The organism is Streptomyces sp. WM6386 (genome assembly GCF_000972385.1).
Taxonomy (GTDB): Bacteria; Actinomycetota; Actinomycetes; order Streptomycetales; family Streptomycetaceae; genus Streptomyces.
In genome coordinates this window covers 127,746-142,884 of record NZ_JXTE01000008.1, presented here as the reverse complement: position 1 = coordinate 142,884, position 15,139 = coordinate 127,746, and the positions used below count along the sequence as shown (strand labels likewise).

Sequence of the window (15,139 nt, the reverse complement as noted above, 5' to 3'; positions counted from 1 at the left end):
GAGAGGTGAAAGGGAAGATGTGGAGGGGGCGGCTCAGCTTCCGGCTCACGCTGACTCAAGGTCAATCACGAACAGGCAACACTCAGGTTCTCCACAGTTGCGGAGAACGCCGAAGAGCCTCAGACGGTCACGAAAGCGGCAGTGAGCAGTGCGATTCCCGCCCCCGCCATGACCCACGCGCCCCGCGTGCGCCCCAATCCGCCCGCGACGACGACCGACGCCAGTAGCAGCGCACCGCCCAGCGGAACCCAGGCGTAGAGAATCCCGGCCGGCCCGGAGCGGACCACATCGTCACTGCTGGGCTTCAGGACGACGGTGTACGTCTGTCCCTTGCGCACCGCGACCGTCTTCTCGATGACGACCTTCGCGCGCGGCGTGGACCCCTGCGAGATCGGCGTGTAGGGCCCGGTGCAGGTGTCACCCCCGCACCGCGTCACCTCGATCGTGCCGCTCTCCCGGCCCTTGGTCAGCATCACGTGCTGCGCGGTGCCCCACGACGCCCACACCCCCGCGATCAGGATCAGCGCCGCGACCGTACCCATCGCCGCGAGCCGTCCGAAGCGGAGGGCGACGACCGAGGCGGGGCGGGAGGCCTGACGGGACTTGGTGGCTGTGGCAGGCATGGCGGGGATCATTGGCCATGCCTGATCAGCCCGTCAACTTCGGTCGTTTCCGCGACCCGACAAGTCAGGAGTTGTACGTGCTTTGCGCCCGCTCCAGCCCTTCGATGACCAGACACTCCACGGCATCCGCGGCCCGGTCCACGAAGTAGTCGAGCTCCTTGCGCTCGCCCGACGAGAAGTCCTTCAGTACGAAGTCGGCGACCTGCATACGCCCCGGCGGCCGTCCGATCCCGAACCGCACCCGGTGGTACTCCGCGGTGAACGCCTTCGTCATCGACTTCAGACCGTTGTGCCCGTTGTCGCCGCCGCCGAGCTTGAGCCGCAGCGTTCCGTAGTCGATGTCCAGCTCGTCATGGATCGCCACGATGTTGGCGACGGGCACCTTGTAGAAGTCCTTGAGCGCGTTCACCGGCCCACCGGACAGGTTCATGTACGACATCGGCTTGGCCAGGATCACCCGGCGGTTCAACGGCCCGGGCGGCCCGATCCGCCCCTCCACGACCTGCGCCTGCGCCTTGCCGGCCCGCTTGAACCTCCCCCCGATCCGCTCGGCCAGCAGATCGGCCACCATGAAACCGACGTTGTGCCGGTTGGCGGCGTACTCCGGCCCGGGATTACCGAGGCCGACGATCAGCCAGGGCCCGTTGGCATCGGTCGTCACGTCCATCTCTCCTTCACGGTCCCTCGATACGCGCCGACCGCCGCCCCCGAGGGGAGCGGCGGCCGGCAGTCGCTGTTGCGGGGAGGATCAGGCCTCGGTGGCCTCGGCCTCGGCGTCCGCCGGGGCCTCCTCGGCCTGGGCGGCCAGGACCTGGAGCACGACCGCGTCCTCGTCGGTCGCCAGCGTGGTGCCCTCGGGCAGCGGGATGTCCTTGGCGAGGATGGAGGCACCGGCCTCCAGGCCCGCGATGGAGACGGTGACCGACTCCGGGATGTGCGTGGCCTCGGCCTCGACGTTCAGCGTGCTCAGCACGTGCTCAAGGAGGTAGGCGCCCGGCGCGAGCTCGCCCTCGGTGTGGACGTAGACCTCGACGTTGACCTTCTCGCCGCTCTTCACGGTGAGCAGGTCGACGTGCTCCAGGAAGCCCTTGATGGCGTCACGCTGGACGGCCTTCGGGATCGCCAGCTGGGTCTTGCCCTCGATGTCCAGGGTGAGCAGGACGTTCGGGGTGCGCAGGGCGAGCTGCAGCTCGTGGCCCGGCAGGGTGATGTGCAGCGGGTCGACACCGTGGCCGTAGACCACGCCGGGGACCTTCTTGTCACGGCGGATACGGCGGGCGGCACCCTTGCCGAACTCGGTGCGGGTCTCGGCGGCGAGCTTGACGTCGGCCATGGTCACTCCTCGTAGAACAGTTGGGGAAGGTGGTCACCCGGCCAAACCATCGGCCTGCTACGAAGAGCGCGTCGATAACGGAGCGCCGGCACCCGCGTGAACAGGTACGGCCTCCCTCGCCGAGCAACTCGCGCAGTCTACTCGGCGGGGGAGGCCGTAGAAAAATCGATCATGCAGAAGCGTTCTGCCGCGTGGGCAGGGCTCAGTGCTCGTCGAAGAGGCTCGTCACCGAACCGTCCTCGAACACCTCACGTACCGCGCTCGCGATGGTCGGCGCGATGGAGAGGACCGTGATCTTGTCCAGGTCCGCGCCCAGCTCGCCCGGTGTCGGCAGCGTGTCGGTGAACACGAACTCGCTCACAGGGGAGTTCTTGAGCCGGTCGGCGGCCGGACCGGAGAGCACACCGTGCGTGGCGGTGACGATGACGTCCTCGGCGCCGTGCGCGAAGAGGGCGTCCGCGGCCGCGCAGATGGTGCCACCGGTGTCGATCATGTCGTCGACGAGGACGCACACGCGACCCTTGACCTCACCCACGACCTCGTGGACGGTCACCTGGTTCGCCACGTCCTTGTCGCGCCGCTTGTGCACGATGGCCAGCGGCGCGCCGAGGCGGTCGCACCAGCGGTCGGCGACCCGCACCCGGCCCGCGTCCGGGGACACGACCGTCAGCTTGGACCTGTCGACCTTCCTGCCCACGTAGTCCGCGAGCAGCGGAAGGGCGAAGAGGTGGTCGACCGGGCCGTCGAAGAAGCCCTGGATCTGGTCGGTGTGCAGATCGACGGTGAGGATGCGGTCGGCACCGGCCGTCTTCATCAGGTCCGCGATCAGACGCGCCGAGATCGGTTCACGCCCACGGTGCTTCTTGTCCTGGCGCGCGTAACCGTAGAACGGCACGATGACCGTGATGGAGCGGGCCGACGCACGCTTCAGCGCGTCGATCATGATCAGCTGCTCCATGATCCACTGGTTGATCGGAGCCGTGTGGCTCTGGATCACGAAGCAGTCCGCGCCTCGCGCCGACTCCTCGTAGCGGACGTAGATCTCGCCGTTGGCGAAGTCGAAGGCCTTGGTCGGGACAACCCCGACGCCCAGCTGCTCGGCAACCTCCTTGGCAAGCTCGGGGTGGGCGCGGCCGGAGAAGAACATCATCTTCTTCTCGCCGGTCGTCTTGATCCCGGTCACAGCTGTCTCCTCAGAGGTGTCTCAACTGGGTGTGCATTTATCACGGTACGCCGTCCCGGACGCACTCGTTTCCGGTCAGTCTTCGCTCTCGACCTGCCGCGAAGCCGCCTCGGCCGCCTTCGCGGCCGTGCTCCCCGGACGCTTGCGAGCCACCCAACCCTCGATATTCCGCTGCTGACCACGGGCCACAGCGAGCGAACCGGGCGGCACATCCTTCGTGATCACCGAGCCGGCGGCGGTGTACGCACCGTCCCCGACCGTGACAGGAGCCACAAACATATTGTCCGAACCGGTGCGGCAGTGCGAGCCGACGGTGGTGTGGTGCTTGTCCTGCCCGTCGTAGTTCACGAAGACGCTCGCGGCACCGATGTTGGTGTACTCGCCGATGGTGGCGTCACCGACGTAGGACAGGTGCGGAATCTTGGTGCCCTCGCCGATCGAGGCGTTCTTGGTCTCGACGTACGTCCCGATCTTGCCCTTGGCGCCGAGCCGGGTACCGGGCCGCAGATAGGCGTACGGCCCCACGGTCGCGTTCGGGCCGACGTGAGCGCCGTCGGAGACGGTGTTGTCCACGCGGGCACCGGCACCGACCACGGTGTCCTTGAGCCGGCTGTTGGGCCCGACCTCCGCGCCCTCGCCGATGTGGGTGGCGCCGTGCAGCTGGGTGCCGGGGTGGACGAGGGCGTCCTGCTCGAAGGTGACGGTGACGTCGACCCACGTCGTGGCCGGGTCGATGACCGTGACGCCGGCGAGCATGGCGCGGGTCAGGAGACGGTCGTTGAGGATGCGACGGGCTTCGCTGAGCTGGACCCGGTTGTTGATCCCGGCGATCTCGCGGTGGTCGCCGGCGACGGAGGCACCGACGCGGTGGCCGGCCTCGCGCAGGATCCCGAGGACGTCCGTGAGGTACTCCTCGCCCTGCGAGTTGTCGGTGCGGACCTTGCCGAGAGCGTCGGCGAGGAGCTGCCCGTCGAACGCGAACACACCGGAGTTGATCTCACGGATGGCGCGCTGCGACTCGGAGGCGTCCTTGTGCTCGACGATCGCGGTGACGGCACCGGAGACACCGTCGCGGACGATCCGGCCGTAGCCGGTGGCGTCGGGGACCTCGGCGGTGAGCACGGTGACGGCGTTGCCGTCGGTGGTGTGGGTGGCGGCGAGGGCGCGCAGGGTCTCACCGGTGAGAAGGGGAGTGTCCCCGCACACCACGACGACGGTCCCGTCGACGACACCGCCCAGCTCTTCGAGCGCCATGCGGACGGCGTGCCCGGTGCCGTTCTGCTGCGCCTGGACGGCGGTGCGTACCTCGGGGTCGATGACGCCGAGGTGCTCGGTGACCTTCTCGCGCGCGTGGCCGACGACGACGACGAGATTCTCGGGGTCCAACTCCCGCGCTGCGGCGAGCACATGACCCACGAGGCTGCGGCCACAGATCTCGTGCAGGACCTTGGGTGTGGCCGACTTCATACGGGTGCCCTCACCCGCTGCGAGAACGACGACGGCTGCCGGGCGAATGGCGCTCACGGGATGCCCTTCGGCTGTGGAGGGGGTGGGTGACATCCGCAGGATACCGGGGCGTTTCATGGGGGACATGAGAGCGGGCCCTGACTGTGCTGTCACCGGTCAGGGCCCGATCTGTGCTGGTGCTCCCCCGCCAGGACTCGAACCCGGACAAATGGCACCAAAAGCCACGGTGCTGCCAATTACACCACGGGGGATGGCGCTCGGCTGGACCGGACACCAGGTCAGGTCGCCGAGCGGGCACCCAACACTATGCCGTACCGGGCCCCCTTCATGCGACGGTACAAGTCGTCGCCGCCCGGGTGGAATTCGATCTTCCGGGATGGCGCGTTGAGCGATTCGGCAGTTCGAGGGATATCGGGTTGTTTCGCATCCGGCCGGTCACGCAGTGTGGTGTAGGCCAATCCCGGAAACTCACCGGAAATCGCGCGCCGCCCGCCCGTAGGCTGGAGCCATGACCACGACGGGGGAAGACCACGCCGCGGCCCGGCCAGGGCCCTGGTGGTGGGATCGGTGGCGCAGTGCCGTACTGGACGCGAGCCTGGCTTTCGCGTCCGTCGTCGAGTGCGGGGCGGAGGGGTACCGGTTCGCGGGGGACGCGGGGATCCCCAGCGCCGCGGGGATCGCGTTCGGCGTTCTCGCCGGGTCCGCGCTGCTCGTGCGGCGCAAGTGGCCCATCGCCGTCGTGCTCGTCTCCATCGCCATCACGCCCGCCCAGATGGGCTACCTCATGGCCATCGTCGGCCTCTACACCCTCGCCGCCTCCGAACTGCCCCGCCGGATCATCGGCTCCCTCGCGGGGATGTCGCTGGTCGGTCAGCTGATCGTGATGTTCGTGCGGATACGGCAGGGCACCACGCGTGGCGGCTGGGAGCTCGGGGACTGGTTCGTCCCGTTCGCCGCGATCACCATCGCCATCGGACTGACCGCGCCTCCGCTGCTCCTCGGACTGTACGTCGGTGCCCGGCGCCGACTGATGGAGAGCCTGCGGGAACGGGCCGACAGCCTGGAGCGGGAGCTTCAACTGCTCGCCGAGCGGGCGGAGGAGCGGGCCGAGTGGGCGCGCGGTGAGGAGCGGACCCGGATCGCCCGGGAGATGCACGACGTCGTCGCGCACCGGGTGAGCCTGATGGTCGTCCACGCGGCCGCCTTGCAGGCAGTCGCCCGCAAGGATCCCGAGAAGGCCGTCAAGAACGCCGCCCTCGTGGGGGACATGGGGCGCCAGGCGCTCACCGAACTGAGGGAGATGCTCGGGGTGCTGCGCAGTGGGGAGGGCGTCAGGAGCGCCCGCTCGCCCGACTCCGTGCCGCTCGCCGCCGTCGCTGTCGCCGCCGCCGCTGCCGCCTCGCGGGCCGCCGACGAGTCGGACGGGCCCTTTCTGTCCGAACTGGAGGAGCTGATCGGGCAGTCGGCCGCCACCGGGATGGTCGTGGACCTGACCATCGACGGTGACGCCCGGGACTACGGCGCCGACATCGAGCAGACCGCGTATCGCGTCGTCCAGGAGGCGCTGACCAACGTCCACAAGCACGCGGCGGGCGCCAAGACGCATGTGCGGCTCGCGCATCGGATGTCCGAGATCGCGATGCAGGTGGAGAACGAGCCGCCGCCGGAGCTCTCGGTGGCGTCGTCGGCGCGGTTGCCGTCCGGGGGGAACGGTCTGGTCGGCATGAAGGAGCGGGTCGTCGCACTGGGCGGGGTGTTCGTGTCCGGACCGACGGACGCGGGGGGCTTCCGGGTGTCGGCGGTCATTCCGGCGGCGTGACCCGGCCGACGGCGGCTGTTGCGTCGTAGCGGCGCCGGCCGGGTCGTGGGGGTGCCGGTCGTGGTGGTGCCTACCGGGTCGTGGGGCCGACGGACGCGGGGGCTTTCGGGTGTCGGCGGTCATTCCGGCGGCGTGACCCGGCCGGCGGCGGCTGTTGCGTCGTAGCGGCGCCGGTCAGGTCGTGGGGGTGCCGGTCGTGGTCGTGCCGGTACCGGTCGTGGTGGTGCCGGTCGGGTCGTGGCGGTGCAGGGGCCGTGGTGGTGTCGGCCCGGGTCGTGGTGGGTGCTTGCGGCGCGTGCTTCTTCGCGCTTCCTCGTACGTCAGCCTGCCGTGAGCCGTACCGGTTCTATGCCCGCGACGAGGGCGGCCAGGGCCTGGTCGATGTCGGGGCCGAGGTACCAGTCGCCGGTGTGGTCGAGGGTGTAGGCACGCCCCTCGGCGTCGATGGCCAGGAGCGCCGCGGTCTCGGTCTCGGCGCCGAGGGGGCAGACCTCGGTGTCGAGGGCGCGGCCGAGGTCGGCGAGGGTGCGGGCCATGTGGAGGCCGTGCAGGGGGTCGAGGTGGAGGCTCGCCGGGGCGATCTGTCGGCCGGGGCCGGTGGGGGTGACGTGGAGGCCGCCGAATTCCGCCCAGGCCTCGACGGCGGCGGGGAAGACGGCGTGGCGGTGGCCCGCGGGGGAGGCGTGTTCACGCAGGGCGTCGGCCCAGATCTCGGCCTGCTTGATGTCCCAGCGCCCGGGCTGCCAGCCGGCGGCGCGCAGGGCGGCGTCGACGGGGACCGGGAAGCGCGTGCTGGAGGTGCGGTCTGGGTGCATCTGCCCTTCGATCGTCGAGTTCGCTGACGTGGTGCCCGGCCTGTCGGCCGTCCTGTCTGTCGTGCGTGGGGGATCAGTCGTCGGCTGCCGCCGGGTCGACGACGCGTACGCCGAAGTGGGCGCTGAGGGCCGTGCAGGCGCGGCAGGGGGCGGCGAAGCTGCCGTGCAGGGGGTCGCCGTCCTCGCGGATGCGGCGGGCGGTGAGTTTGGCCTGCTTGAGGGCCTTGCGGGCCTCGCCGTTGGTCATGGGTCTGCGGGCGGCGCGTCTGCTGCGGGCCTCGTCGGCGGCGGCGAGATGGCGCGAGATGAGGATCGTCTCGGCGCAGCGGCCGGTGAAACGGTCGCGCTGGGCGGAGGTGAGGGTGTCGAGGAAGTCCTGTACGAGCGGGTGCAGGGGCGGGCCCTGGTCGCCGCGGGCGGCGGTGCCGGTGAGCGTGGCGCCGCGGACGGAGAGGGCGGCGGCGACGGTCGGGAGTATGCCGTCGCGGCGGTGCCGGAGAGTGGGCGCGTGGGGCGCCTCGGCGCTGCTCCAGCCGATCCGGGGATCGCCGGACATACCGGGCCGCGGTTCGTGGGACGTGGCTGGTCGCGGCCCTGTTTGCGATCCCGTCTGCGTCGTGTTCATGATCATCATCCCCTCCCGAGCATCCCCCCGGACGTCACAGAGTGCCAAATGCCGTGGCTGGTGCGGAAGCTGGGGCGGCGCGACACGCCCGGGTTTGGGCGGGCTGTCACGACGGGGTGACGGCTGGTCACGGAAGCGGAGGGCCGCTGACCGGCGCCCGGTGACCGGTGTCGTCGTACCGCATAGGCTGTCGGCACCCGCATGTATGCGGTCAACGCGTTGGAGAAGTCGAATACGGGCTGGGGCGGGCCGGAGCCGGTCGTGCCGCGGGCCGTACAGAGTGCCGCAGGGGGCAACCGCCATGACGACAGGTCGGCTCGGGCAGCAAGCCGCGCCGCCGAACGCGGCCTACGCCGGGCAGGTCGTGCATTTCCCGGATCCGGTCCGGGCGTCCCGCCACCCCAGAGGGGTGCGGATGGACGAGCACGGCTACCCCGACTTCTCCGCGTATGCGCGTGCCGCCACGGAGATCGCCGATCCGCCGGAGGGCTTCGGCGTCGACGAGCTCCGGCTGACGGACTATGTGTCGGCGAACGCGGCCCTCGCGGCGACCGGTCATGAACTGTGGGACACGGTGCCCGCGGTGGCGACCCCGCACGGCTGGACGTGGCACCACGTGGTGGGTTCACGGCGGCTCGAACTGGTGCCCGTAGAGGTGAAGGCGCTGCTGCGGCATCACGGCGGTATCGCGACGGCCGCGGTCGACCACGGCAAGCGGGGGACGCGCCCGTTGCAGGAGACACGGCCCGCGCACTTCGGTCTGCCGAAGTCGGGTGCGGCGGTGTCGGAGTCGCAGGTGCTGGGGGTCGAGGAGGAGCTCGGGTACCGGTTGCCGGGTGCGTACCGGTCCTTCCTGAAGGCGGCGGGCGGCTGTGCCCCCGTGGGCGCGGCCCTGGACCCTGAGCTGGGCCTCCTGGTCGACCAGCCGTTCTTCACGGTGCGGGACGAGGCCGCCGTCAACGACCTCGTCTACGTCAACAAGTGCCTCCGGGACCATCTGACCAAGGACTACCTCGGCGTCGGCTTCGTCCAGGGCGGGCTGCTGGCCGTGAAGGTCAAGGGTGAGGGGATCGGATCGGTGTGGTTCTGCGCCTACGACGACGCGCGGGACGTGGATCCCACCGTTCCGCCCGCCGACCGCGTGGAACGGCTGCTGCTGCCGTGCGGCGAGGACTTCGACGCCTTCCTGTCCCGACTGGCGGGCAATCCGCCCGAGTTGGAGACGGTGGCGAACCTGATGGTGGACGGCGGGTTCGCGCGGCCCGTGCCGGTTTCCGGGGCTGGGGAGTGAACTGACCGATGGTGACCTTCGCACAGGCGCAGGAGCGCGCCGAAGAGTGGATCAACGGGGATGTGCCCTCGTACCAGCATCGTGAGGTGCGGGTGCGGGAGTTCGAGCTCGGCTTCGTCGTGTGGGCGGAGGACCGTGCGGACGGGCCGCGCTCGGACGGTGGTGCGCAGCGGCTGGTGATCGCCCGGGACAGCGGCGAGGCCACGCTGTGGCCCTCGCTGCCGGTGGGTGAGGTGATCCGCCGGTACGAGGAGGAGTACGGGCGTGCCGCCGACGACGCCGCTGCCGCCCCGCCGGCGCCCGCCGCCCGGGTCGATCTGAATCAGACGTCCTTCTTGTTGACGCCGCCGGAGTGGTTGCAGGAGGCGGCGGACCAGCTGGGGATTCCGGATCGGCGGGGTGGGTCCGGGGCCGGGCGGTCCGGTGCTGGTGTTGGTGCCGGTGTGGGCTCGGATTCCGGGGCGGGTGCCGGGGCCGGGGCTCTCCCTGAGACGCAGGCCGGGGTGCCGGCGGCGGCGGCTTCCGCGTCGGGTGTGCCTGCCGGGGCCACTCCGTGGGCCGGTACGGACACCAACGCGGATGCGGGGGACGACCGTTCCGTGCCGCTGCCCGCGACCGTGTTCGCGCCGCCGTTGAGCGGTACCGACGACGACACTCCGCCGCCCGCGACGCCGCCGGACGCCAAGACGGCGCTCATGTCGGGCGGCAGCCAGCTTCCGCCGACGGCGCTCGCACGGGCGCTCGACGATCCGAACGCGCCGCGTGCTGGTGGAGGTGCGCCGGTGGGCGGGGCGCAGGGTGCTCCTCAGGGGAACACGCCGCCTCCGGGTGGCGCGGTGCCGGGTGGGTCGGCTTATGGCTATCCGGGTGCGCCGGGTGCGCCGGGTGCGCCGGGTGGTGGGGGTGTGCCGGGCACGCCCCCGCCGGGCGTGCCGCGGGGCAGTACGCCGCCGCCTGTGCCGGGTCCTCCTTCTTATGGGTATCCGCAGGGGCCCGGGGGTGCGCCGGGTGCGCCTCGGCCTCCCGCGGGGCCGGGTGCGCCGGAGCGGTCGCTCGCGCCGAACGCCGGGGACATCGCCGATGCCGCCACGAGCAAGGCGTCGCCTCCGCCGCGTCGGGGTGGTGGCTCGACCACGCCGCCTCCGCCGGGCAGCCCTGGGGCGCCGGGCGCGCGGCCGGGTGCCACGCCTCCGCCCGCGCCGGGTGCGCCGGCGGGTGGATATGTACCGACGCAGCTCGTCTCCGCGCTGGGGCCCAACGGGCTGGAGGGCGGGCCTGCCGGGCCGGGGGCACCGCAGCCTCCGGGCGCACCGGGTGCACCGAATCCGCCCGGCGGTACGCCTCCGGGCGGTATGCACCATGCCGCCACGATGCTTGCCGACCCGGGGCGCATGGGCCCGGGTGGGGGCGCGCCGCAACCTCCGGCCGCGCCTGGCGTACCGGGTGCGCCCGGCGCGCAGATGCCGCCTGGCGCCCCGGGTGCACCTCACGCGCCTGGCGCCCCGGGTATGCCCGGTGCGCCTGGTGCGCAGGGCTCCTCAGGGGGCCCGCGTGGTGCTGTTCACCACGCCGAGACGATGCTGGCCGCGCCCCCCGTGGGCGCCCCCGGCGCGCCTCCGCCGCCGCAAGCCCCCGGCGCACCAGGTGTTCCTGGCATGGCCCCGGGCATGGCTCCGGGCGCCCCCCAGCCGATGCCGCCCGGAGGAATGCCTCCCGGCGCCGTGCCGCCGTCCGCGCAGCCCGGGCTCGGTCAGCCGCCGGCGTACGGCTACCCGCAGCAGGGGCAGCCGACCGTCGGTCCCGGGTATCAGGCCGTCCTGCGCTACCGCGCCCAGGACGGGTCGGAGCAGCAGCTGATCCGGCGTTCGGCGCCGGGTACGCCGCACCCGGAGTGGCAGATCTTCCATGAGCTGCGGGGGATGAACATCCCGCCGGACCAGGTGCTGGAGCTGCACACGGAGCTGGAGTCGTGCGCGCTGCCGGGTGCGTACTGTGCGCGGATGATCCGGGAGCAGTGGCCGCAGGCGCGGATCGCGAGCATCGCGCCGTACGGCACGGATCACGCGAGCCGGCAGCAGGGGATGCAGCAGCTGCTGGCGCACCAGGGTGAGTTGCACCAGGTGGCGGACGGGCCGGCGCGTCCGGCGCCCGTCCGTGCCCCGCTTCCCCCGGTGCAGGCGGCGCCGCCGATCCCGCCGGAGAGCATCGCGCAGGAGATGGCTGGGGCGTTCGGGCCGGGGGTGTTCCGGTTCGAGCAGGCCGCGGTCTCCCGGCAGGGCGTGCCGCCGGTGGTGGCGCACTCGCTGGTGGCGGCGGGGCTGCCGATGGACATGGGCCCGTTCTTCTGGGCGCAGGCCCAGCCGGGGCGGCCGGTGCCCACGCTCGCCGAACTGGCGCAGGAGCGGGGGGTGCAGCCGGCGGCGGACGCGGGGTCGTACCTCGTCATGGGCAGTGACTTCGGCAAGGCGATCTGTGTGCAGTACGGCACGGCGAACATCGTCGCCGTGCCGGTGGAGGCCGGGCCCGGCGGTGCGCCGGTGCCGCCGCAGTTCGTGAACACGGGGCTGCCCGAGTTCCAGCGGTGCCTGGCGCTGCTCGGGCGGATGTGGCGGCTCAGGTTCGGGCTGAACCAGGAGCAGGCGGGCCGTTGGACCGTCGACTTCCAGGCCCAGCTGGCCTCGCTCGACCCGGCGGCGCTCGGTTCGCCGGAGAGCTGGTGGTCGGTGCTGCTGGAGCAGATGTGGGACGGCCTGCTGTGAGGCGGCGCCTTCACTGACACCGATCTGACACCGATCTGAAGAAGCCGGGCCCGGTCATCGCGACCGGGCCCGGCTTTCTGCTGTCTCCGGAGGGCAGAGGGACGGCCGTGACCTCTGTGCGGAGTGTCGCGTTATGCACATTTCTGCCTGATACATCAAGATGTGCGCGAAATCATCATTTCGCACACATCTTGATGGAGAGGGGTCCCAGGATGAGCGGCACACCTGTCCCGTCCCACGGCTTCATGGCCGTACGGCGTGGCTACCGTCCCGAACAGGTCGACGCGTACGCCGCGGCGCTCTCCCAGGACCGTGACACCTCCTGGGAGCGCGCCGCCCGCCTCACCGTGCTCGCCAAGGAGATGGAGGCGGATCTCGAGGCGTTGCGCGAGAGGGTCGCGCGGCTCGCTCCGCAGACGTACGAGACGCTCGGGGAGCGCGCGCGCCGGCTCTTCCAGCTCGGGCAGGAGGAGGCCGCGGCCGTGGGTGACGGCGCGCGGCAGGAGGCGCGGCGCCTCGCGGAGGCGGCGCAGGAACGTGCGAACGGCGTGCGCGACGCGGCACACGCACACGCCGACGCCGTACGCGCCGATGCGGAGGAACGTGCCCGTCAGCGCCTGCTCGGCGCGCGCGCCGAGGCCGACGAGATCCGCATCACCGCCCGGCGCGAAGTGAAGGAAGGGCGCACGGAGGCGCTCGCCGCGTTGCGCGAGGTACGGCAGCGCACCATCGGGATGCTCGCCGAACAGGACACGGAGCACGCCGAGCGCTGGGCCGAGGCGGAGCGCGAGGAGGCCGAGCGCGCGGCGGCGCTCGACGCCCGGCACGCCGAACAGGTGGCGCGCGCCGAGGCCGCGCTGTCCGAGGCGAAGCAGGCGTTCGCCGACGCGGAGACCTCCGCCCGGCAGCGCCAGGAGGAGGCACACGTACGTGCCGCCGAGATCCTCGCCGAGGCACGCGTACGGGAGGACCGGATCGCCCGTGAGACGGAGCGGGTGCTGCGTGAGCACGGCGAGCGCTGGGACGACGTACACGCCCACATCGACCTCGTTCGCAACAGCCTGACGACGCTGACGGGGCGCGCACCCGCAGAGTAGGGCGCGCGCACGCCCCATGGGGCGCCCGGCCCGACGCTCACTCCTCCCGCCGTACCGCCCCCGCCAGGATCCACCCCTCCACCGCTTCGTACTGCCGTCGCTGTTCCTCCGCCTTGCGCCGCCCCGACACCACGGTCCCGAGCCAGCCGAAGGCGAAGCCGGCCGGGATGGAGACGAGGCCGGTGGTGGTGAAGGGGAACCAGTTGAAGTCGGCGTCGGGGAAGGCGGAGACGGGGGAGCCGGAGACGAGGTTGGTGCCCGGCATCAGCAGCAGCACCGTCAGGGAGCCGCCGATCAGGGTGCACAGCAGGCCCGTCCGGGTGTAGCGGCGCCAGAAGAGGCCGTAGACCAGAGCGGGAGCTATCGCCGAGGCGCCCAGGCAGAAGGACAGGGTCACCAGGGGCTGCAGGCTGCGGTGCTGGACCATCGTGGCCAGCAGGATCGCCGGGACGCCGACGGCCAGCGCCGAGACCCGGGCCAGGGTCATCTCACGGCGCGCCGAGAGTTCCCGCACCCGGCCCGCGAACACGTCGTGGGCGAGGGAGTTGGCGCAGGCGAGGATCATGCCGGCGACGGAGGCGAGCAGGGTGAGGAAGATCGCCGTGGTGACGGTCGTGAACAGCAGGGTCTCCGCCGTCGAGACGTCCGCGCCGAACACCGCCCGGGAACCCAGCAGATACGCCGTGTTGCCCTGCGGGTCCGCCTCCGCGATCGCCGCGCGCCCGATGAGGGCGGTGGCACCGAACCCCACGATCGTGATGACGAGCACGAACAGCACCACCGCCGACACCGCCCAGGACATCGAACGGCGTACCTGGCGGGCGCTGGAGGCGGTGTACATACGCATGGTGACGTGCGGGAGGCAGGCACCGCCGACCACCACCGTCAGCTGCGACGTGATCATGTCCAGCCGGGGACTGGACCCACCCGTGAACTGCAGCCCCGACTCCAGGAAGGCCGGACCCACCCCGCTCTGCGCGGCGGCGGCGTCGAACAGCGCGCCGGGATTCCAGTCGAACCGCTGCAGCACCAGTACGGCGACCACGGCGCCCGAACCGAGCAGCATCACGATCTTCAGGATCTGGATGAGAGCGGTGCCCTTCATCCCGCCGATCGCCGCGTAACTGATCATCAGCACACCGAGCCCGATGATGCAGCCCGTCTGGAGCCCCTCGCCGGAGAAGCCGAGGATGAAGGCCAGCAACTGCCCGGTCCCCGCGAGCTGCACCAGCATCAGCGGCAGCAGCGCCGCGAGGGTCACCGCGCACGCCGCGATCCGCACGGAACGCCCCGGCATGCGCCGTGCCAGCGCGTCGCCCATGGTGAACCGGCCCGCGTTGCGCAGGGGTTCGGCCAGCAGGAACATCAGCAGCATCAGCGACAGCGCGGTGCTGAGGGCGAGCACGATCCCGTCGTAGCCGCACAACGCGATCACCCCGCCCGTGCCGAGCACGGTCGCGGCGGAGATGTAGTCGCCCGCGATGGCAAGGCCGTTGCGCAGGGGGCCCAGGGAGCCGTAGCCGGTGTAGAACTCGTCCAGGTCGTCCCTGTCGGGCCCGGTCATCACGCACAGCAGCAGCGTGATCGTGGCGACGGCCGAGAACGCCACCAGGGACATCGCCTGCGCCGAGTCGCTGAAGCCTGTCTGTCCCGTCATCGGGTCGCTCCCCGCTTGGCGTCCAGCTCGGACTGCTTGCGGATGCGGTCGGCGAGCGGGTCGACGCGGGCCCGGGCCGTGCGCTCGTACAGGACGATCGCCAGCCAGGTGACCGGGAGTTGGAACAGGGCCAGCAGCAGACCGTTCGGGGGCGCGTCGCCGATGCGGCCGGTCATGAAGGACGGGGCGAACGCGGACAGGATGAGGAAGAGGGTGAAGTAGCCGAGCGCGGTGAGGGTCGCGACGCGGCGTTGCCAGCGGTAGGCGCTGCGCAGGATCCGCAGATCGCTGTGGTGCCCGAGCGCCTCGCGGCGGGGGCGGTGTCCGGGGGCTCGGCCTGGAGCGTGTTCGGGGGCGAAGGGCGGCTGCCAGGGGTAGGTGGGTGGTGGGGCCGGGTCGTAAGACATCCCGGTGGCTCCTTGCGTGGCTCGGGGCCCGGTGCGGACCGCAGGGAGTTGGGGGGTGGGGTG

At 71.6% G+C, this 15,139-nt stretch carries 13 protein-coding genes and 1 tRNA gene; 4 read left to right on the top strand and 10 right to left on the bottom strand.

Annotated features, from left to right (window positions below; translation table 11 throughout):
• Window positions 1–119: 119 nt before the first annotated feature.
• From TN53_RS07430 to TN53_RS07405, 6 genes are all read right to left on the bottom strand, one after another.
• Entirely contained in the window at window positions 120–635 is a 516-nt protein-coding gene (locus TN53_RS07430) for a hypothetical protein (protein WP_095046349.1), read from the bottom strand.
• A gap of 52 nt (window positions 636–687) precedes the next feature.
• Window positions 688–1,290 carry an aminoacyl-tRNA hydrolase gene (pth, locus tag TN53_RS07425; RefSeq protein ID WP_046257584.1) on the bottom strand — a complete coding sequence of 201 codons (603 nt, stop codon included), beginning with the start codon at window positions 1,288–1,290 and terminating at the stop codon, window positions 688–690.
• 81 nt (window positions 1,291–1,371) lie between these two features.
• Window positions 1,372–1,956 (bottom strand): 50S ribosomal protein L25/general stress protein Ctc, encoded by a 585-nt coding sequence (locus TN53_RS07420; protein ID WP_046257583.1) that lies wholly within the window; start codon window positions 1,954–1,956, stop codon window positions 1,372–1,374.
• A 202-nt stretch (window positions 1,957–2,158) separates the two neighbouring features.
• Window positions 2,159–3,139 (bottom strand): ribose-phosphate diphosphokinase, encoded by a 981-nt coding sequence (locus tag TN53_RS07415; protein WP_046257582.1) that lies wholly within the window; start codon window positions 3,137–3,139, stop codon window positions 2,159–2,161.
• A 75-nt stretch (window positions 3,140–3,214) separates the two neighbouring features.
• The gene (gene glmU, locus TN53_RS07410; RefSeq protein ID WP_095046348.1) at window positions 3,215–4,663 is read right to left on the bottom strand and encodes a bifunctional UDP-N-acetylglucosamine diphosphorylase/glucosamine-1-phosphate N-acetyltransferase GlmU; all 1,449 of its coding nucleotides are present in this window, start codon (window positions 4,661–4,663) and stop codon (window positions 3,215–3,217) included.
• Window positions 4,664–4,785: 122 nt separating this feature from the next.
• Window positions 4,786–4,857 (bottom strand) — tRNA-Gln (locus TN53_RS07405).
• A gap of 257 nt (window positions 4,858–5,114) precedes the next feature.
• On the opposite strand from TN53_RS07405, the gene TN53_RS07400 reads away from it, so the two are divergent.
• Window positions 5,115–6,425, top strand: a complete 1,311-nt coding sequence (locus TN53_RS07400) for a sensor histidine kinase (protein WP_046257580.1) — start codon at window positions 5,115–5,117, stop codon at window positions 6,423–6,425.
• A gap of 320 nt (window positions 6,426–6,745) precedes the next feature.
• On the opposite strand, the gene TN53_RS07395 is transcribed toward TN53_RS07400, so the two are convergent.
• On the bottom strand, window positions 6,746–7,240 hold the full coding sequence (locus tag TN53_RS07395; protein ID WP_046257579.1) for an SUKH-3 domain-containing protein: 495 nt from the start codon (window positions 7,238–7,240) through the stop codon (window positions 6,746–6,748).
• A gap of 73 nt (window positions 7,241–7,313) precedes the next feature.
• Window positions 7,314–7,874 carry a YwqJ-related putative deaminase gene (locus TN53_RS07390; protein WP_420719085.1) on the bottom strand — a complete coding sequence of 187 codons (561 nt, stop codon included), beginning with the start codon at window positions 7,872–7,874 and terminating at the stop codon, window positions 7,314–7,316.
• Between the two features lie 292 nt (window positions 7,875–8,166).
• Between TN53_RS07390 and TN53_RS07385 the strand changes: the two genes are divergently transcribed.
• The 3 genes from TN53_RS07385 (at window position 8,167) to TN53_RS07375 (ending at window position 13,012) form a co-directional block, all read left to right on the top strand.
• Window positions 8,167–9,156, top strand: coding sequence for an SMI1/KNR4 family protein (locus TN53_RS07385; protein ID WP_095046347.1), 990 nt, complete (start codon window positions 8,167–8,169; stop codon window positions 9,154–9,156).
• Between the two features lie 8 nt (window positions 9,157–9,164).
• Entirely contained in the window at window positions 9,165–11,915 is a 2,751-nt protein-coding gene (locus TN53_RS44005) for an SUKH-4 family immunity protein (RefSeq protein WP_052745152.1), read from the top strand.
• A 212-nt stretch (window positions 11,916–12,127) separates the two neighbouring features.
• Window positions 12,128–13,012 (top strand): hypothetical protein, encoded by an 885-nt coding sequence (locus tag TN53_RS07375; RefSeq protein ID WP_046257575.1) that lies wholly within the window; start codon window positions 12,128–12,130, stop codon window positions 13,010–13,012.
• A gap of 37 nt (window positions 13,013–13,049) precedes the next feature.
• On the opposite strand, the gene TN53_RS07370 is transcribed toward TN53_RS07375, so the two are convergent.
• Both TN53_RS07370 and TN53_RS07365 read right to left on the bottom strand, forming a co-directional pair.
• Entirely contained in the window at window positions 13,050–14,669 is a 1,620-nt protein-coding gene (locus tag TN53_RS07370) for a cation acetate symporter (protein WP_046257574.1), read from the bottom strand.
• The gene (locus tag TN53_RS07365) at window positions 14,666–15,076 is read right to left on the bottom strand and encodes a DUF485 domain-containing protein (RefSeq protein WP_046257573.1); all 411 of its coding nucleotides are present in this window, start codon (window positions 15,074–15,076) and stop codon (window positions 14,666–14,668) included. The genes TN53_RS07370 and TN53_RS07365 overlap by 4 nt, the downstream gene beginning before the upstream one ends.
• Between the last annotated feature and the right edge of the window lie 63 nt (window positions 15,077–15,139).